Source organism: Jeotgalibacillus sp. ET6 (assembly GCF_029667115.1).
Classification (GTDB): domain Bacteria; phylum Bacillota; class Bacilli; order Bacillales; family Jeotgalibacillaceae; genus Jeotgalibacillus.
In genome coordinates, this window is sequence record NZ_JARUIU010000002.1 from 254,583 (window position 1) to 273,957 (window position 19,375).

Here is a 19,375-nt window from a genome sequence, read left to right on the forward strand (position 1 = left end):
TTTAATTTTAGTAACACAATAAATTATTTTACACTAAATGTAAATTTTTAAATTTTCTAATAAGAAGGTTGGATATGAAGGATACTTTATTAAAGAAATTTCTGAAATTTTCTTATGGAAGTTGGGCTGGTTTAATACTAGGTTTAATTACAACAATGTTAATAACTCGAATATTATCACCAGAAGCTCTCGGAGTAGCTTCTATGTTTGATTTATTTATACAGGTTGGTATGGTACTTATAATCCTCGGCACTGATCAAACATTTATTCGTTTTTTTTATGAAGAAAACAAAGATAAAAGGGGAGCCCTATTATATAGTTGTTTGCGTATACCATTAATAATATCTCTAATCACGATGGGATTAGTTATAATTTTTCACAAGCCTATTACTCAATTTTTGTTTGGTTTAGAGAGTTTGCAACTTAGTTTTTTGCTTGCTGTTGGAATTCTAGCTCAACTTTTACTACGATTTAGTCAATTAGTAATTAGAATGCAACAAAAAGGGAACTTATATTCATTACTTCAAATTTTTCATAAACTATTCAATTTATCTTTTATTCTGATCTTCTTTCACTTTATTGGCTCCACGTTTGAAATTCTTATATATTCAACAGTATTTACCTTTTTGACTATTATTATTATCGCTATATACTTCGGAAGACAACTATGGGCCACTAGGAATTTTATATCCAATAACACAACACATTCGCAAAAAGAAATCTTAAAATTTGGTGCTCCATTTATTTTAACGACTTTTATTTTTTGGCTATTTGAAGCTTTTGACAAAATTGCTATACGTCAATGGAGTACGTTTGAAGAACTGGGTCTTTACACGGCGGCGATGCGTTTAGTAGCGCTAGTTATGGTATTAAAAACGACATTTTCTGTTTTTTGGACTCCTGTCGCTTATGAGCGATTTGAAAATAGTTCTGAAGATAGGAATTTCTTTAGATATATTTCAATCTTGGTATCCTTCGCAATGTTTTTAGTTGCTATTATTAGTATTGCAGCTAAAGAATTAATTGTAATTTTACTAGGAAATGAATATCAAACTGCTTCAGATATAATGCCTTTTTTAGTATTTATACCTATTTTTTATACAATATCAGAAACCACTGTTATCGGTATAAATTTTCATAAAAAAATTAATTGGCATATACTAATCGCAAGTATAGCATGTGGTGTTAATATTTTAGGAAACTGGCTATTCGTACCAAGTTATGGAGCTTTAGGCGCAGCTGTGTCAACTGCAATTTCATATGTTGTATTTTTCACTTTACGCACAGTTATTTCTTTAAAGTATTTTAAAGTAAGTTATCCATTGGTACGTATTTACATTATGGCTGTACTCATATCTATTTATGCTTATGCTTCTATAGTTACTTCTCACTTTTGGTTAAATATTATATGGGGCTTAATTCCACTTACTGCGTTACTAATTTTATATTACAGAGATATAATTTTTATTGTTAAAAATGGTCTCAATTAAAATGATGATCCCGACAAAAGTCTCATGGTTAATATTTTTTTGTATTAATTTTATAATATGTATTAAAAGAAATAATAATTTCCAGAATTATATTCTTACTAGATTTATTTTTCAAAATAAATAAATATAATAAAATTTAATTAACATAAGTGTTAGGAGGATAACATGAAAACAAAAGAAATATTAGGGAAAGTTCTTTATAAATTAATCGCTAAAAAACTTCCATATTCTCATAGTAAGATTAATTTTGGTAGCAAATACATCAGAGCTTTATGTGGAAAGGTTATGCTCAAACATTGTGGAGATAACATAAATATAGAGAAAGGAGCTTCCTTTGGGAGGAATATTTCTTTAGGGAATAATTCAGGTATAGGTATAGATGCTGAATTAAGTTCAGATATATATATTGGTTCTAATGTAATGATGGGTCCAGAGTGTAGAATATATACTCAAAATCATTCATTCCAAAATAAAAATATACCTATGTATATGCAAGGCTTTTCCACTGTTAAACCGGTTCATATTGATGACGATGTCTGGATTGGTTCAAGAGTGATAATTTTACCAGGGGTTAAAGTTGGTAAAGGTTCTATAATTGGGGCCGGTTCCGTAGTCACCAAAGATGTTCCTGAATATTCTGTTGTGGCTGGGAATCCGGCTAAAGTTGTAAAATATAGGACTTAAAAGTTGACCAATCAAAAGAACTGTTCAAAGAAGAGACTTGGTACCACACAAAATTTGTCCAATATATATAATTTTATTTTTATATCCATAAAATCCTTATTTTGTGGGACAGATAAGTTTATTATTGTATTAAATGCTTATGTTAGTCCGTTTTGTTGGCGCCTTACGCCTAAAAATAATTTATTGCAATATTATATAAATATAGAAAGAAGCGAGTGATAACAATCTTTCATCACTCGCTTTTCTTTAGCTTAGACGTCCATGCTAACAATCATAATTTACGAAGAAAGAAGTAGTGAACTATCTCCCCAGCCAACCCCCATCAACAGCCGCCAAATGACCATGCACATAATTAGAAGCTTCCGAAGCTAAATAAACCACTGTTCCTTTAAAATCATCGGGATTTCCCCATCTATCCGCAGGAATTCGATCCAGAATTTGTTTGCTTCTGACGGGATCGTCGATTAAGGCGGTATTCATTTCTGTCGCAATATAGCCTGGGACGATCGCGTTTACGTTGACCCCTTCTTTTGCCCATTCATTGGAGAGGGCTTTGGTGAGCTGTGCGACCCCGCCTTTTGCTGCTGCATAGGCTGGCACGGTTAGTCCTCCCTGGTAGGATAGAAGAGAAGCGGTGTTGATGATTTTGCCTTCCCCTCTTGCTACCATATGACGTCCTGCTTCCTGGCATAGGAGCCAGACAACTTTTAAATTAATCGATAGCACATCATCCCAATCCCTTTCAGGGAAATCAACAGAAGGTGACCGGCGTTGAATTCCTGCATTGTTGACTAAGATGTCCATTTTTCCGAATGTGGAAATGACAGAGGGGATCGCCGATTTTACTTCTTCCAACTTTTCAAGATCACATGGAATAACGACGCATTTTCTGCCGAGCTGTTCGATCTCTTCCTTTACATCTTTCTGCTCAGGATTCCTTTGAAGAAGGGCAATATCTGCTCCGGCTTCTGCAAGAGCGATTGCCATGGACCGTCCAATCCCGCGGGTGGCTCCGGTAATGGCAGCGACCTTTCCTGTTAAGTCAAATAAATTCTTTCCCATATGTATCTCTCCTTCTATGAATTTTAGAGTTCTTGTTCAACTAAATTAGAGATAATGATTGAAACAGCATGCATGATTTAAATATGTAAAAAAGCACGAAAACGTAGGAAATAAACGTTTGACCGCAGGGTCGAGCGTAACATGATAGAGCTTTCCTGTCACCACTATAGAGAAGTGATTTTACAGGAATGGAGTCTTTAATAGTGTAAATTATACAAATATTTGAATATTACTGTAATATTTTTGTAACATATGATAGAATAATCTGGTGTCAAAAATTAGAAATAGATGGAGGATTTACTTCAAGATGAAAAAATTAAGCTTTCTATTATTGGTCATGGCGATGTTCGCTGTTTCCGCTTGTTCATCACAGGAAGATACAAGCAAGGCGTCAGCTGAATCGGAAGAAACCGAGGAACAATCGGTTGAAGTAGACAAAGGATTACTGAATGTAGAACTGACAATCCCAGCTTCCATGTTTGAAGGCGAAGATATCGATCAGGTAATCGCAGAAGCAAAAGAAGACGGAGTAAAAGAAGCAACCAAAAATGATGATGGTTCTGTCACATATAAAATGTCTAAATCTGCACATAAGGAAATGATGCAGGAATTTGCAGTGAGCATGAAAGAATCGCTTGATGAAATGGTCACAAGTGAAGACTTTGTTTCCATTAAAGCGGTGGATCACAATAAATCCTTTGATAAATTCACATTGACGGTAGATCAGGAAGCCTATGAAAATAGCTTTGACGGATTTGGCATCTTCGCACTCGGAATGTCTGGCATGTTTTATCAGGTTTATGATGGCAAAGACATGGAGTCTGCGAAAGTGACCATTTCTCTTGTAGATGAAGCAACACAGGAAGAATTTGATACACTTGTGTATCCGGATGATATGGAAGAAGCGACAAGCGAAACCGAAGAAGTTTCTTCAGAGGTTTCTTCGGAAGTTTATACGGTGGGTGACACCGTAAACATTGAAGGAATGGAACTAACCATTAACTCTGCTTCGTTTACATCACCAGCTGAATATAGTGAAGCAGCGAACGGGACAGTGTTAACAGTAGATGTTTCATTAAAAAACACAAATGATGAGCAAGTGTTCATTGATAATACTGAATTTGCTATTTATGATGCTGAAGGAATTAAAATGGATGACTACTACGGCTACGATGATATGGCGCTGAGCGATTCTGTGAATAGCGGTAAACAAGTCAATGGCAAGCTTTATTTTGATGTAACTGAACAAGATACCTATGAAATGATCTATACCCCTTCCTTCTCATGGGAATCTGTTGAGATTACATTTGACATTACGCCTCAATAAGAGTTTAACCTGTTAAACCATCACTGTTTTTTATAGCTCAGTGAAGTTTTGATGATGATGGTTGGGTAATTTGAAAGAATGCCTTGAAAAGTGGGCATTCTTTTTTTGTTATCATTTTTTTCATCATCATAATCTTAAAGCATATTCGAAATTCATTTGTGAGGAAGATATAATTGATATGATAGATGTTATTCACTTTAATCGGACCGATTTTCTAAGGTGAGTTTAGCTTTTTTAATAGAGGGTTCTGTATGTTTTAGATCGATATTCAACCATTCGGTTGACTATCTTATGAAAGGGTGTATATAATTAGTCACATGGTTGAACCAAACAACGAAAACTTAGATTTAATTTTTCATGCGCTTGCAGATGCTACAAGAAGAGAAATGATTCGCCTGGTTTCTGAGAAAGAAAAGACTGTTTCTGAAATGGCGGAACCTTTTGATATGTCTTTAGCTGCTGCTTCTAAACACATTAAAGTATTGGAAAAAGCAAATTTGATCCAACGCACAGTGGAAGGGAGGACCCATACCTGTCGTATCAATGCCGAAACACTTGCTTTAGCTTCTAAATGGCTAAGCGTTTATGAGAAATTTTGGAGCAAGCGTTTTGATGTACTGGAAAGCGAGATATTGAAAGCAAAGAAGAAGGAACACTAAATAATGTAAAGGGGGATTTTATGAATAACATTCAGACAACGACCTTAGAAATGAGAAGAGAATTTAATGTAAAAGCTGAAAGAGTTTTTGACGCATGGCTGAATCCAGAAATGATGAAAAAATGGTTTTTTACATTAGAAGGGACAAATAAAGTCGCACAAAATGACCCACAAGTTGGAGGGACATGGGAGATTGTGGACCATAGAGAAGGACAAGATTACAGAGCAGTGGGGGAGTACCTGGAAATAGATCCACCACATAAGTTGGTATTTACGTTTAAAATGCCTCAGTTCAGCGAGTTAGCGGATACCATAACTGTTGAATTCGTAGAAACTGATACAGGCTGCGAAATGACTTTCACACAGGTTATCCACGTTCTTCCTGAGGAAAATTGGACACTGGCAGATATTCAAAAAGCTCTTGGAGAGCATCACGACGGAACTGAACATGGTTGGAATTTAATGTTTATGGGACTAAAAGAGTTAGTAGAAACAGGAAAAGTAAGCTATAAAGGTTAAAATTTAAGTTTCCAGTAGGAATGCATGATATAGAGTTACATTGACTCAACTTGAAGGCAGACTGACTGATAATGAAAACTTACTAGGTACAGACATCTTGCCTATTGCTGTTTTGTTTGCTGGAGATTTTGTATGTTTGGATTTTAGAAAGGATAGAAAAAGCCCTGATGTTATTGTTTGCAATCATGAGTAGTCGGCAGAGTTAGATCCAATCACGTATTTCGTCACGAATGACTTTAGTAATTTTATAAATTTGGTTGAATAGTTTAAAAGCCAGTTCCCTACTTACAAAATTAAGGGAACTGGCTTTTATTTATCCTAAAGCTTCCTGAACTTCTTCAATGCCCGCGTATTGATCAAATACATTTACTAGGACAATGAAGATGGCTTGAACGACCACAAATACGCCGAATCCAATCGTGTAGCCAAGAATAACCTCGCCCCGTTTAATCGGTGTCATTAACAGCCGTTCCAGCGTTTCCCCGGTCCGCTCTTTGACCATCCCTAAGCTATGAGCCCAATATACGCTATACATGAATTTAACAGTACGTTTAAAACTCACAATAATATAAACCCAATCACCCCCGCCATTGCTACGTAAAGCATCATCGGCACAAGTGTCATTCGAATAATAGTGCCTTCTTTCCCGACAAGGTTCACAACAGAAGCAGCTGCGACTACGTTTAAGACACAGATCATGTTACCGGCATTGGCTCCGAGTACTTGCAGCGCGAGAATGACTTTCGGGTCCGCTCCGATTTGATCAGCGATGCTGAATTGGAAGAGCGAGAACATCATATTGCTGAAGGTAGCGCTGCCTGAAATAAACGAGCCAAGTGCGCCGATGACAGGGGAGACAAGCGGCCACTGTTCGCCAACGGTACCTGATACATAAAGAGCTAATTCCATTGGCATGCTCAATAAATCTGCCTGGTTGACGCCGGAATTGATGAAAATTCGAACCATTGGCACAGCTGCTCCAAGGGCGATGATGCTTCCGGCCATCGTTTTAGATGAAATCATAACGGTTTCTTTTACGCTGCTGCTACTCATTTTATGAAGAAAAATAGTGATGACGATCACAACGAAGAAAATGGTGCCAGGCAAGTAAAACGGTTCGAAAAAGGTACTGATCCCCGTCCCTAAAATTGAGCCCCATCCCATTTGAACCGACCGCAGCCAGTCTTTTAAAGGAAGAACATCGATTCTCGTCAGGACGAGGAATAGTGCGACCAGTAAGTATGGAATCCATGCAAGCCAGAGAGGCATGGCGTTATCTGACATCGCTTCATTTGTAAGTGGCTTAGATGGATCCGCTCCGAAATCCCACGGTTTGTCAGGCAAAAGAAAGCCTTTTTTAGCTGCCGGTACGACAATCATCAGCCCCACAAGTCCGCCTATAATCGAAGGGAACTCAGGTCCTAAAAGGGTCGCAACTGTAAAAGCGGGGAGTGTAAAACTTAATCCCGCAAAAACGGCAAACGGAGCGAGTTCTAAGCCTTCTTTCCACGAGCGGTTCTCACCAAAAAAGCGCGTCAGCATACACACTAATAACAAAGGAATAAAGGTCCCGATAAATAAGTCTACGAAGACGGCTGTACTGGCGATTTCCTGCAGGTACTGTGTAATCGACATGGCCCCGAGTTCACTCTCTACACCTGAAGCAAGCGCACTTCCTTCATTTAACCCCTGCTGAACGCCCACTATAACAGGCGTCCCAACCGCTCCAAATGAAACCGCCGAACTATCCGCAATCAGCGCCAGCGAAACAGCCGCAAGTGGAGGAAAGCCAAGCGCCACTAAAAGTGGAGCCGCAATCGCAGCCGGTGTTCCAAAGCCCGCAGCTCCTTCAATAAACGAGCCAAACAGCCAGGCAATAATAATCAACTGCACTCTCCGATCCGCTGAGATCACCGTAAATCCCTCACGAATCGCATCAAGCGCTCCGCTTTTAGAAAGGGTGTTCAGCAAAAGGACCGCCCCAAACACGATCCAGAGAATCGATACCGCAATAATCAGCCCTTCAATAGAAGCCGCAAAAATCTGAAGAGCCGGCATCTCCCACACAAAATACGCAAGCACACCCGTCACGAGTAAACTGACCGGCATCGCTTTCGTCGCAGGTAACCGCAAGATCACAAGAAAAATGAAAACAGACAAAACCGGCGTCAAAGCAGTAAAAAATTGCATCACGTTCATGGTCGCATCATCCTTACGAGTCGTAGTCAACAACATGATTTAGAAAGATGTAAATGGAATATTTTGTTCATTTTCTTTTAGTATAGCAGGTGTGGAGACGAATGGGAGAGTTAATTGTGAATGTTTTCACATAATGATGGGGGAGGGACGAATGGTAAGGAATGAACGTATCAGATATAGTTAAAAAGCCGCATTCCTGTTTACAGTACATGGCAGGCGATTAACAAAATAAGGTTAATTACTTTACTCGTATAGTTACATGGGAACAACATTATTAATCTAGTAAAATTAATACTTTAGGTCTATCTGCTTATTTTACATTATTTTCATGTTAAAGGTTGTCGTTTCTAAGCTTCCAACTTTACACTAGAGGAAAATACTAGAAATATTCAAAGGAAGTGAAGCGATGTCTCAGACCGTGCGCTATGATGCGGCCGCTCTTAAAGAGACGATGGAGGAGCGGGTGGATCAGTACAAAGAGTTTAGAGGCAATTTATTTGTCTTGAAGAGAAAGATGGTAGCTGTGACCGACTTAGGTGAAGCGTTTGAAGGTTTGGCAGCGGGACGGATCAAGGATTTCTTTCGTGCACAGAGTGATGTTGCGGAGGTCTGGATTCAATTCGTTGATCAGCAGATAGCGTTTATGAATGATGTAGGTGCCATGGCAGAAGACAGGGAGCTCGGCGGCAGTACAGTCATTGATGTGCCGGTGCTGGATGAAGAACTGCAGACCGCTCATACCCGTTTGATGGAGATGGTTCGTAACCAGCAGCAGGATGTGGCAGACGTTTTGTCCCGCATTCAGGATTTGATTTCCATCCAAGCCTATTCCTCAGAATCAATCGAACAGTCAATTGAAGACTCAAAGCAGAAACGTTGGGATACTGTCGAAACGGTGGAAGAGTTCGACGCGGAACTGGTGCGGGAGTATGATCAGTCGGAAGAAACCCAGATGCTTGTGACCGGGTTGTTTGAAGCGATGATGGACGCCACAAGTCAAAACGGTGAAATTACCCCGATGTCATTTAACTCATCCGCATTCGAAGCAAGTGCCCCGTTCCAAGTGAAAGATGAAGTCCAGGAGCGCAGCATGCAGTACATCCAAACGAAACAGGAACAGGCGGAAGCCCGCGATGTAAAAGGCTGGAGTGATTATAACCCGATCGAAGCCTACAATAAAGTGGGACAAAGCGTTCAAAACGTCACGCAGTCCATCATTGACGGACATGGTCAACTGGCGGAAAAACGCAATGATTCGTGGTATGATTTTGCTAACTACTGGCTTTTTGGCGCATTTGATACGGTCAAAGGCTTCAATGAACACGTCAATGAGTTGACGGATAAGCAATATGACTCTACATACGATTACTGGAACGCACGATTCCTGGGCCTGCCGGAGCTCGTGAAAAACGTTTTTAACCCGCAGGAAGTCTATTCAGAACAACACGTCACAGATACCCTGGGCCTGATTACTTTATTTGCCGGCACAAAAATCCGGCCAAGCCTGCCAGACGCAGATTTAAAAGATGCACCCGTTTCCTTACCCCAAGCACCGTTGACACTCGTCTCGCCGCGGTCTGAGATGCCCTATCTTACCATGATGGATCAGTGGAACCTGTTGACCATGAGTCACCGGTTCGAGGTGCAGCCGGCTGGGGCGTATGGAATAGATGCGCCAGGTCCGAAAACGACGGAGAGAGGGTTGGCTTATTCGGCTTTTCGGGGTGACAATAGTAAGATCGAGGGTGTGGGGACACTTGATAAAAGCTTAGCAAAAGTTTATCTAAGGGATATTGAGGCTAAGACAGGAAGAAAGGTTAATAATAAGCAAATTTATTTTATTAAAGAAAATTTGAGACATAATATTTATGAAAAACTGACACCAATAGAGACTGCTAAGCATAGAAGTAAATTTACATCTAGCTTGAAAGATAAATTAATTGCAGAATGGGAAGAAAAAACAAATCAAATATGGCCTAGATATACAGAAGAAGTGCTTGATAAGAATGGGGAAGTTGCTCGTAGTATTGGTCAACCTTACGATGCGCATCATATCATAGAAAATAACTTTGGTGGTCCTCATGAGTGGTGGAATATTCACCCAGCTAAATATCCTAATGAACACCAAGCAGGGATTCATGGAAAAGGAGCACCGTCAGGATTACTATTTCCAAGGAGGTAGACAACATATGGTTGGTTTTAAATTTATGAATAAACCAGAAAATAAATTTTATAAGGTGACTGAAGAAGATATCATAAAAGCTGAACAAAGAATGAACATTAGCTTTCCAAATGATTTAAAAGAGTTATATTTGGAAATCGGTTACGGTTTTATTAAAGGTCAAAGCGCTAACGCTATAAACAGGATACTCGGACCAGCTACAGTAGCAGATATTAGGTTAAGAGAAGGCAATTTCGAAGCTGACCCAGATTTAGATGAAATTTATGATGATAGCAATAAACTAATTTTCTTTGAGGTGAATGAAGGAGTTTATATTTCAATAGATTTAACAATAATAAATAGGCCAGTATTTTATTTTGATGTTCAAATAGCTGGATCATTAAAAGATTTTTTTGAAAAGTTTTTCATTAACAACGAGTATTATATAGATTTAATTGAAGACTGAGCTTAATTTTGGATGAAATTTTAATGAAGTAGACCGTATGGATGAAGATTGGTATTTTGTTACTTCTTAGCGGGAATTAAGCCATCTCCAATTGACTTTTCTTTAATCAATTTTCGCTAGCGGGCAGTTAGATACTCTCCACCGTAAATTACTTATTCCATGATCAAGTTTTGTTTTTTGTATACCCTAAAAAGCCAGAATAATAGGGGGTTGTCAAATTGTGTGGAAAGATTTAATAGTAAGTATCAAATATGAATTAAGAGCATATGGTCTATTCCTAAGAAAACCTGCAACGATTAAAGAAGTGAAAGCATTTCAAGAACAAGTAGTAATCCAATTGAATGGTTTTGATCTACCATCCGATTACATTAAGTTTTTAATGACAGTGAATGGTTTAGAGTTTAATGGATTAGTGATCTATGGGATCGACAAAAAAATGTTGCAAACGGAAGTAGATGATGAGATCTCTGGATTTATTGAAACAAATAAAATCTGGCATGAGAATGAATGGCAAAATAGATATATTTTCTTTGGTGATTCGGATATAGCCTTATACTGTTATGACTTAAATCAAAAAATCTTTTTGGAACTTGACAAACCTTCCTCTATTATAATGAACGTATTTCCCAGTTTTAATTTAATGTTAGAAGATGCTTTGAAAGGAAGCCTGGAATAGGAAATGTAAACAATAGTAGTGTGCTGTTTTTTTTTATCTAGTCAGGAGGTAATCAGAATTAACAGACAAGACGTAAAAATATTAATCACAAGTCAAGAAAGTGAGTTTTTCTTTACAGGAGGGGTTCCAGAGGAGCTTATTCACGAAATAGAGAAGGAACTAAATGTCCAACTGCCAGAAAGTTATAGATGGTTTCTGGGTAGTTATGGCTATGGGGGGATAAATGGAGTTTTAATACAAGGCGTAGGTTTAGACACGTCTTTACAAGTTGTGAATACGACAAAAAGCTTAAGAAAATATGGATTGCCGCAAGATTTAGTTGTCATTGAAAATGTAGACGAATATGTAATTTGTTTAAATACTACACAAATGCAAAATAATGACTGTCCAGTAATTGATTGGGATCAAGCAAGTGGTCTAGGAAAAAAACAGTATGAAAATTTATATCATTACCTGTACGATAGATTTAATGACGCCATTGAAAATTTATAAAAAAATGCTGGTGTCTGATACACCTAGAAGGGGAAAACTTTTTTGAATTTCATATGCAAAAAGCCAGTCCTCTTATTGAGACAAAAGAGGACTGGCTTTATTTATTCTAAAGCTTCCTAAACTTCTTCAACGCCCGCGTATTGATCACATACAGGACCAGGGCAAAAGTAAGGAGCCCAAGAAGATACGGCCAGATCTGCAAGAAACCATCCCCATACACCATCACCCCTTTAATCGCAGCGGCCCCGTAGTAAATAGGCATGATATAGCTTAGATTTCCCAGCCCAAAAGGTATCAGGTCGAGCGGAATCAGTCCGGAAAAAAAGACTTGCGGGATGATTGTAAATGGAATCATTTGAACCACCTGCAGCTCTGAGCTGGCAAAAACGGAAATAGTGGCGCCGAATAACACGGCTGTGACGGCTAACAGGACCATGGCCAGCAGAATCCATCCGATATTTCCGGCAGAACTTAGTTGAAGAACAAAGACAGTATACAGAACAATGAGGATGGCTTGAACGATCGCAAATATTCCGTATCCAATTGTGTAGCCAAGAATGACTTCGCCCCGTTTAATCGGTGTCATTAAAAGCCGTTCCAGTGTTCCACCGGTCCTCTCTCTGACCAGTGCCATTCCTGAAATGATAAAGACTAAAAAGAACGAAAAGAGAGCCAGGAAAACATAACCGAGAGAATCAAAGGTGGATTGCTCCTGGTCACCGTAGACATAAGCCATTTCCACTTTTGCTGAAGGGTTTAAAGACGTCATGGCTTCTTGGATTTCACTTGCTGCACTCGCTCCTTTAGTGGAAGGTTCATACAGGGTGATTTCCATGCCTTCATTTTGTGAGAAAGAGAAGATCGCGTCTACATTTTCATGATCCTTTAAGTAGCTTTTTGTTTCCTCCACCTCTTCGTTTGAGAGGTTTTTAATCTTAAAATCCTGCTCTTCCAAAGCGGTTACGAGAGGTTCGGGCAGGGCTGATTTTTCCATTCCAACAGTTGGCACATAATCAGAATCCCCGAGTAAAAGATAAACGAGTGTCAGAATTAAGAGGGGAGCGACTAAGATCATCATCAGGCTCCGTTTGTCATTGATCGTTTGACGGATAACACGCCGCGCTAGATGCATCATGAGCGTTCACCCTCCTTCGCTTGAGCTGAAGCCATTAAAAATAGTTCCTCCACACGTCCATTATCCGTTTTTTGGATTAAGTTCGGGACGGTATCATAGTCAATCAAGGCGCCATTATACAAAAGAGCTGCCTGATCGCACTCTGTTACTTCGTCCATCACATGGGTGGATACGATAATTGTCGTGCCAGATTGTTTAATTGTTTGAAACTGCTGCCAGATCGCCCGGCGCAGCACCGGATCTATTCCAACAGTGGGTTCATCTAAAAACAGGATTTTTGGAGAATGCAAAATTGCTGCCGCAAGAGAAAGTCTCTTTTTCATTCCCCCAGAAAACTTCTTCACTAATTTCTTTCGATGCTCCGTTAAATCAACAATGGAGAGTACTTCGTCCATGCGTTTGTTTAGGGTGCTGGAATCTAGATGATACAAGCCTCCAAAGAAATGCAAATTTGCTTCTGCAGAAAGATCATCGTATAAGGCGTCATTCTGCGGCATAAACCCTACCTTTTTTAACATATTCATATTCGGAATTTCAACGTCCCCGAAATGAACCGATCCTTCATCTGCTGCGATTGCCCCGATCATGAGGCGAATCAGCGTCGTTTTTCCAGAGCCGGAAGGACCAAGCAGCCCGCATATTTCCCCTGACGGAATCGTTAGCGTGACATCTTTTATTACGTGGTGCTGATCAAAATATTTATGAACATGAGAAACGTGAATATCCATCTTTAACCCTCCAGTATGATAAAATAATCAACAACGTGTTGTTTAATTACACTATATGCTCTTATAGAGCGCCCTACAATCATCAAAAAGGAAGGATCTGTCGGTTATCCAACAGGTTGTTGAGATGTGTTGAAAAAAATTTGGAGGATGGATAGATAGAAGCAATATATTTGGATTTATGCCTCTAAATAATCAGATCAGCCAACAATGTTTGATATTTCTTTTCATGGAATTTGTACTAAGCAGTCAAGGAACATCTTACTGTTGAAAGAAAGGCAAACTCTTTGAAAAATTGGGACGCAAAGTTACAGATCTAACGCGGTATCGCTATGATGGCTGGGCTGCCAAAGATATAAGATTTCCTTTACTTTAAGGAGTTCTTCGTATGAAAGCTTTTACTGCATTAGAAAATGATCCTGGGCGTCGTCGATCTGTATGAAATTAAAACACTGGGTTGATTGCCATTTCAAAGGGAAACACCGTTATAGTTTATACACTGGCCGGTGCATCGCTTGTAATAAAAAGAAGGCCAGAGACACGGACTTAGCTTAAACCAAACAGTTCAATCGTTAAACTTACATAAGCCCTGAAGAGATGAAATCCATCTTTTCAGGGCTCATTTTCATTTTCGCACCTTTTGGTCAATCATTCATGTACACCCACAGCATTATGATAAAATAATAAACAACATGTTGTTTAACTGAACGGTCAGTTCTTATAAAGCGCTGCAATCAGGTTTTCACGAATGAAAAGGAGGATGGACATGAGCGATATGCATTTGGATTTACGCGTTATTCGGACAAGAGAATCAATTAAGCAAGCGATGATTGACTTAATTGAGGAAAAAGGGTTTGAGGCCATTACGGTAAAGGACCTGACCACAAAAGCCGATATCAATCGCGGGACCTTTTATGCCCATTATCAGGATAAGTATGATCTTCTGACCAAATGCCAGGAAGAACTGATGAAGGAAATGAAGGATAAAATCGTCAAAAACCTGCCAAACGTCATTGCCGACATAGATTCAAATAAGGAAAACATCGTTCCTATTGCGATGCTTGTACCATTCTTTGAATTTATTAACCGCAACAGAGGCTTAATGAAAGCACTTCTTGGCCCCAATGGAGATCTTTCGTTTCAAACAAAGCTTAAAGGCTTCATGGGAGATGCCCTCTTTAAAAGCAACCCAACCATTTTCAAACAGGAAAACCTCCTTGTCCCCATCGATTATCTCGTCACCTACATTGCTTCAGCCCACATCGGCGTTCTTCAGGAATGGCTGCGAAATGACAGGGAGGAATCACCTGAAGAAATTGCGCGGATTATCTTTACCATGACCGTGAATGGACCGTTTTTTGCGGCGGGGGTGAAGAAGTGATGAAGCGGGAATATTTAAAAGAAGGCGGGGATGTAGTTGAAGGATCGTTCAACTGAGAGAATTCATACAGATCGACTTTATTTGAGGGAAATAACCATAGAAGATACAGCTGCCATTTATAATATCGTCAAGGAACATGAAGTAGGAAAATGGCTAGCAGCTTCCAAAGGATTATCTTATGAAGAAACAGAAGATTATGTAAAAAAGTTAGTTGAACACTGGAATCAGCATCAATTCGGCGTCTGGGTTGTTGTGAATCAATTGTCTGAGGAAATCATCGGACACTGTGGACTCCGTTTCATTGAAGATACACAGGATATTGAAATCATGTACCTTTTAAATAAAAACCACTGGGGGAAAGGGTACGCGAGTGAAGCAGCCCAAGCAGCCATTGACTTCTCGAATCATACTTTGAATGTTAATCAATTAGTAGCCAGAGTGAGAGTAATGAACGGAAAATCTATCAAGACCTTAACCTCCCTTGGATTTCATTTCGTAGAAGAGCGGAACTATAATGGACGAGTATTATCTTTTTATAAAAAGGTTCTGGTTTAAACGATTGATGAAGGGCTAATCTAATTAACGGATAATTTATGGTGTTTATTCCGTAAGTCAAAAACGATAGAGAACTAAATAAGTGAAGGTTTAGACTGTCATTGCATATCTAAATGCAATGGCAGTTTTTTGTAGAAAGAATATAGATCCTTTTGCTCATTTTACATGTTTTGAAAAATAATGTTATTTTCACTTAAGCTTCACATGAAAGTTTAATGGTAGAATAAAGTTAATATTCTAAAAATTAGAAAAGAACGGGGAAGACATATGAAAAGAGCGTTTAGCCATTATTCTACCAAAACGGAAGAACAGCGTTGTAGATATGTTGGAACACTGGTGAAAGATAATGAAGATAGAAGTATGTCAATTAGCAGTACGGAACCTGAAAAAGCTTCAGAACAGCATCTTTTTGATTCCGTTGGGTCTGTCATGACTATAGGAGATACAACGATCCCATTTACCAAGCTTCATATGTGGCCTTTGGTCGTGCTGTTGGAGAATGTACTAAGCCATGAGGAATGTGACCAGTTGATCAAATTATCGGGAGATCGAATGAAACGTTCGAAGATTAGCAGTGAGCGTGTTGTGAATCAAATGAGAACGAGCAGCGGCATGTTTTTTGAGGAGTCGGAAAATGATGTGATTGCTTCTATTGAAAGGCGTCTTAGCCGGATTATGAATATCCCTGTTGAACACGCAGAGGGACTGCAAATATTAAATTATAAGCCTGGCCAAGAGTACAAAGCACATCATGATTACTTTTTACCGACGAGTAAAGCAGCTTCAAATAACCGCATCAGCACAATGGTTGTTTATTTAAATGACGTGGAAGAGGGGGGAGAAACCTATTTCCCAGAATTAACGATCACGGTCCCACCTAAAAAAGGGTCAGCCGTCTACTTCGAATACTTTTACAACGATGAAGAACTGAACAAAAAAACTCTTCATGGGGGAGCACCTGTTGTGAAAGGAGAAAAGTGGGTAGCGACACAGTGGATGAGAAGGAAAAGAGTTCGTTGACGGCGAGAATGGATATCGTCCAACGAGTTTTAATTACACAAATCTAGTGGAGTGATACTCTCAAGTAGGTCTTATTACTCATTTTACAGTATTTACATGTTTTAGGTTGGCAGACAATCGCTTCCATCTTTACACTAGAGGAAAATACTAGAAATGCCAAAAGGAAGTGAAGCGATGTCTCAGACCGTGCGTTATGATGCGGCCGCTCTTAAAGAAACGATGGAGGAGCGGGTGGATCAGTATGAGACCTTTAGAGAGCAATTAGTCGTATTAAAAGAGAAAATGGTGGCTGTTACAGATCTTGGTGAGGCATTTGAAGGAAACGCAGCGGATGCGATCAAGTCTTTTTTCAAGGCTCAAAGCCTGATAGCCGAGATGTGGATTGGGTTCGTCGATCAGCAGATTGTTTTTATGAGTGATGCAGGGGCAATGGCTGAGGACCGGCAGCTTGGCGGATCTTCGTTTGTGGATGTACCATTTATAGAAGAAGAGCTTGAAACGGCTCATGTCAGAACAACAGAGATGATTCAAAAACAGCACAAGGATTTGGCGGGAATATTGGATGGAATCCGTGATCTGGTGGCGATTGAAGCATACTCCACTGCTGATATAGAGGTTTCCTTAGAGGACGCGAAAACCAAACGAAGTGATACAATAGAAAAGGTAGAGGAATATGATCATACGTTAGGTACTGAGTACGACCTGTCCTTGGAATCCCAAGAGCTGGTGCGTAATTTACTCGATTCCCTGGTCAAATCGACGACCCAGAACGGCACGATCACACCGGTTGCCTTCAACGTCCATGCTTTTGAAAAAAGTGAAGCATACACCAGTATTGAAGGAACACGAGAAAAAAGTCTTGAATACATAGATAGAAAACAGGAAGAACAGAGGGTGCGCGAAGCACATCGGGCTGAACAGGACATGGGCGCAACAGGTATGCTAGGTGATCCGGCAGCCACTAACACCGTCCCGCAATCCTTCCTTTCCTGGAACAACGGCCCTCTTTTCAACATGATGAGTACCAGCCACCTCGACCAACTGTTCAACAGTGCCTATCAGCCTGCCGCCTCCAGCACCCCTGAAAATGAGGTGGAAAAACAGCTGATACAACTGCAGGCTGAAAAGGGGATTCAACAAGATCCCGTAACAGAAGAAGACATGGAAGCGCTAAGAGAGTATATACTGAATCCATCAACACACTCCTCTTCTGACTCTTCATCGCCAGCAAACGCAGGAGACTGGAATTACCCTGATCCCACGTTAGCTGACATGAGAAAAGTGCTTGGAAACCCTAATTCAGATGTGGGTGTAGAAGAAGGCGGTCACTACTTTGTCGGCGCAATGAAATTTATGTTCGAAGACGTCGCGGTGTTGCTGGACCCGGAATCCACGCCGGATGAAATCGCCCTGGCCTATATGTTTACCTTCTTCAAACCGTTGAAAGCCGCTGATAAAGGGCTTGATTTGGCTGGTGGGGGGAAGAAGGTTGAGGATGGAACAAAGGGCACAAGTAAAGTTGAAGAAACTAGTAAAAACGAGAAAATCACCACAAGTGTCGAGGAAGTAAAGTTTAAACAAAGTTCTTTAGATAAAGCATTTGCAAAACATAAAAACGATTTTGGAACTTATCCAGATGGTAGTCAATCAAGTGTAGAATTATTCAAAAATGATATTATAAAATTAATAAATTCTGGAGTTCAAAAGAAAGGTAAATATAGAAATATAGAAGGTACACATATTTATAACATAGATACCAAACAGTGGGCTTTTATCAACTCTGATGGAACTATGAATACAGCTTTTAAGTTAAGTGAAAAGCAGGTCGACTATCTAGTTAAGACAGGAGTGGTTAAATAGTGAGACTAGTTAATAGCCTTCTTTCTAAAGAAGAAATAAAAAACAATGAAATTGAAATGATCTTAACATTATTTAAAAGTCAATATCGTGAGTTAATTGAGGTAAGTACCTATAAATATGAAGACCGAAAGTATTTTGAAACTGATTTTGATGTAATAGACATTGAATTTAATAAGGATAGTATTTACCAAGAAATTGATAAATTAATTAAAATTCATGAGAGAGCGATAAGTTTAACTAGTCAAGATGTAGAGATTATTGTGGCTAATGATGATACAGATACGGAAATTCAAGTTTTTGAAAATGATGATACCGATATTTCTGGTTTCGGACTGTTTATAACAAAAAGAAAAATACCGATGATTAAACCATATTATACTTCTGATATTTGCAATGCTTATCTAAATTTCCAATACGTTAGCTTTGATGTTATGTTCGAATCAGACTAGGCAAAATCAGCGATTTAAACATACAATTTTAAAAATGTGCCTACCGCCCTGTTTTCTCCATCACACCGAAAAAATGTGGATAAGCAACTGGTACAACTTCAGGCTGAGTAATAAAAAGAAGAAAAACGTAATATATGATCCTTTAATAAAAAAACTAAAAGATTATAAAAATCACCGTTTGATTATAGAGTAGGATAATGGATTGTAGATTGAAGGTTTATCAGACACCTTATATGAAACAGAAAATGTGGAATGCCGAGATATAAATATTAAAGAACCATGCGCGGGAAACAGGGAGCATGGTTCTTTATCTGTTGGCACCTAAGGATAAAAGTGGAACAGTAAGCTCTTCTGAAAAACGGGATAGGGCAAACTAAAATACTAAACCAGTAACCAACCATTTGGCTGGGATGAAGACGGTATCGATATGGACTCATACCAGCCGATTTTTTTAATTCGATCTCCGGTTTAGTAGGGAAGTATGACATAGCCAAAAGTGAAGGGCAACGTTTATAA

General features: G+C 39.2%; 18 protein-coding genes, 1 pseudogene and 1 riboswitch. Of the genes and pseudogenes, 14 read left to right on the top strand and 5 right to left on the bottom strand.

Annotation, left to right across the window (positions count from 1 at the left end):
• Positions 1-74 precede the first annotated feature (74 nt).
• Both P6709_RS06395 and P6709_RS20510 read left to right on the top strand, forming a co-directional pair.
• Positions 75-1,490 carry a lipopolysaccharide biosynthesis protein gene (locus P6709_RS06395; protein WP_278240067.1) on the top strand — a complete coding sequence of 472 codons (1,416 nt, stop codon included), beginning with the start codon at positions 75-77 and terminating at the stop codon, positions 1,488-1,490.
• Between the two features lie 522 nt (positions 1,491-2,012).
• Positions 2,013-2,168 (top strand): annotated as a pseudogene (locus tag P6709_RS20510) (DapH/DapD/GlmU-related protein); the annotation flags it as partial.
• A gap of 306 nt (positions 2,169-2,474) precedes the next feature.
• Here the strand turns inward: P6709_RS20510 and P6709_RS06405 are convergent.
• The gene (locus P6709_RS06405; protein WP_278240069.1) at positions 2,475-3,236 is read right to left on the bottom strand and encodes an SDR family oxidoreductase; all 762 of its coding nucleotides are present in this window, start codon (positions 3,234-3,236) and stop codon (positions 2,475-2,477) included.
• A gap of 307 nt (positions 3,237-3,543) precedes the next feature.
• On the opposite strand from P6709_RS06405, the gene P6709_RS06410 reads away from it, so the two are divergent.
• From P6709_RS06410 to P6709_RS06420, 3 genes are all read left to right on the top strand, one after another.
• Complete coding sequence (locus tag P6709_RS06410; RefSeq protein WP_278240070.1) at positions 3,544-4,563, top strand: DUF4352 domain-containing protein; 1,020 nt, start codon at positions 3,544-3,546, stop codon at positions 4,561-4,563.
• A 317-nt stretch (positions 4,564-4,880) separates the two neighbouring features.
• On the top strand, positions 4,881-5,222 hold the full coding sequence (locus P6709_RS06415; RefSeq protein WP_278240071.1) for an ArsR/SmtB family transcription factor: 342 nt from the start codon (positions 4,881-4,883) through the stop codon (positions 5,220-5,222).
• 20 nt (positions 5,223-5,242) lie between these two features.
• Positions 5,243-5,740, top strand: a complete 498-nt coding sequence (locus P6709_RS06420; protein ID WP_278240072.1) for an SRPBCC family protein — start codon at positions 5,243-5,245, stop codon at positions 5,738-5,740.
• Positions 5,741-6,053: 313 nt separating this feature from the next.
• On the opposite strand, the gene P6709_RS06425 is transcribed toward P6709_RS06420, so the two are convergent.
• Both P6709_RS06425 and P6709_RS06430 read right to left on the bottom strand, forming a co-directional pair.
• Positions 6,054-6,302, bottom strand: a complete 249-nt coding sequence (locus P6709_RS06425; protein ID WP_278240073.1) for an ABC transporter permease subunit — start codon at positions 6,300-6,302, stop codon at positions 6,054-6,056.
• On the bottom strand, positions 6,299-7,939 hold the full coding sequence (locus P6709_RS06430) for an L-lactate permease (RefSeq protein WP_278240074.1): 1,641 nt from the start codon (positions 7,937-7,939) through the stop codon (positions 6,299-6,301). Before P6709_RS06430 ends, P6709_RS06425 begins: the two co-directional genes overlap by 4 nt.
• A gap of 406 nt (positions 7,940-8,345) precedes the next feature.
• On the opposite strand from P6709_RS06430, the gene P6709_RS06435 reads away from it, so the two are divergent.
• The 4 genes from P6709_RS06435 to P6709_RS06450 all read left to right on the top strand — a co-directional run bounded on the left by P6709_RS06435 (position 8,346) and on the right by P6709_RS06450 (position 11,734).
• Complete coding sequence (locus P6709_RS06435; protein ID WP_278240075.1) at positions 8,346-10,121, top strand: T7SS effector LXG polymorphic toxin; 1,776 nt, start codon at positions 8,346-8,348, stop codon at positions 10,119-10,121.
• 7 nt (positions 10,122-10,128) lie between these two features.
• The gene (locus tag P6709_RS06440) at positions 10,129-10,566 is read left to right on the top strand and encodes an SMI1/KNR4 family protein (protein ID WP_278240076.1); all 438 of its coding nucleotides are present in this window, start codon (positions 10,129-10,131) and stop codon (positions 10,564-10,566) included.
• A gap of 220 nt (positions 10,567-10,786) precedes the next feature.
• Entirely contained in the window at positions 10,787-11,242 is a 456-nt protein-coding gene (locus P6709_RS06445) for a YrhA family protein (protein ID WP_278240077.1), read from the top strand.
• Between the two features lie 18 nt (positions 11,243-11,260).
• A complete protein-coding gene (locus P6709_RS06450; RefSeq protein WP_278240078.1) occupies positions 11,261-11,734 on the top strand; it encodes an SMI1/KNR4 family protein in 474 nt (157 codons plus the stop codon).
• 106 nt (positions 11,735-11,840) lie between these two features.
• Here P6709_RS06450 and P6709_RS06455 read toward each other — a convergent pair whose 3' ends face one another.
• Complete coding sequence (locus P6709_RS06455; RefSeq protein WP_278240079.1) at positions 11,841-12,869, bottom strand: ABC transporter permease; 1,029 nt, start codon at positions 12,867-12,869, stop codon at positions 11,841-11,843.
• Positions 12,866-13,597: an ABC transporter ATP-binding protein gene (locus P6709_RS06460; protein WP_278240080.1), complete on the bottom strand. Its 732-nt coding sequence runs from the start codon at positions 13,595-13,597 to the stop codon at positions 12,866-12,868. Before P6709_RS06460 ends, P6709_RS06455 begins: the two co-directional genes overlap by 4 nt.
• Positions 13,598-13,861: 264 nt before the next feature.
• A riboswitch (cyclic di-GMP riboswitch) is annotated at positions 13,862-13,946 on the top strand.
• Positions 13,947-14,360: 414 nt separating this feature from the next.
• On the opposite strand from P6709_RS06460, the gene P6709_RS06465 reads away from it, so the two are divergent.
• From P6709_RS06465 to P6709_RS06485, 5 genes are all read left to right on the top strand, one after another.
• On the top strand, positions 14,361-14,975 hold the full coding sequence (locus tag P6709_RS06465; protein ID WP_278240081.1) for a TetR/AcrR family transcriptional regulator: 615 nt from the start codon (positions 14,361-14,363) through the stop codon (positions 14,973-14,975).
• 36 nt (positions 14,976-15,011) lie between these two features.
• Positions 15,012-15,530, top strand: a complete 519-nt coding sequence (locus P6709_RS06470; RefSeq protein WP_278240082.1) for a GNAT family N-acetyltransferase — start codon at positions 15,012-15,014, stop codon at positions 15,528-15,530.
• A gap of 360 nt (positions 15,531-15,890) precedes the next feature.
• Positions 15,891-16,550: a 2OG-Fe(II) oxygenase gene (locus P6709_RS06475; RefSeq protein ID WP_442905315.1), complete on the top strand. Its 660-nt coding sequence runs from the start codon at positions 15,891-15,893 to the stop codon at positions 16,548-16,550.
• A 174-nt stretch (positions 16,551-16,724) separates the two neighbouring features.
• Positions 16,725-18,410 (top strand): T7SS effector LXG polymorphic toxin, encoded by a 1,686-nt coding sequence (locus tag P6709_RS06480; protein WP_278240083.1) that lies wholly within the window; start codon positions 16,725-16,727, stop codon positions 18,408-18,410.
• A complete protein-coding gene (locus P6709_RS06485; protein ID WP_278240084.1) occupies positions 18,410-18,859 on the top strand; it encodes a hypothetical protein in 450 nt (149 codons plus the stop codon). The genes P6709_RS06480 and P6709_RS06485 overlap by 1 nt, the downstream gene beginning before the upstream one ends.
• Positions 18,860-19,375: the final 516 nt, after the last annotated feature.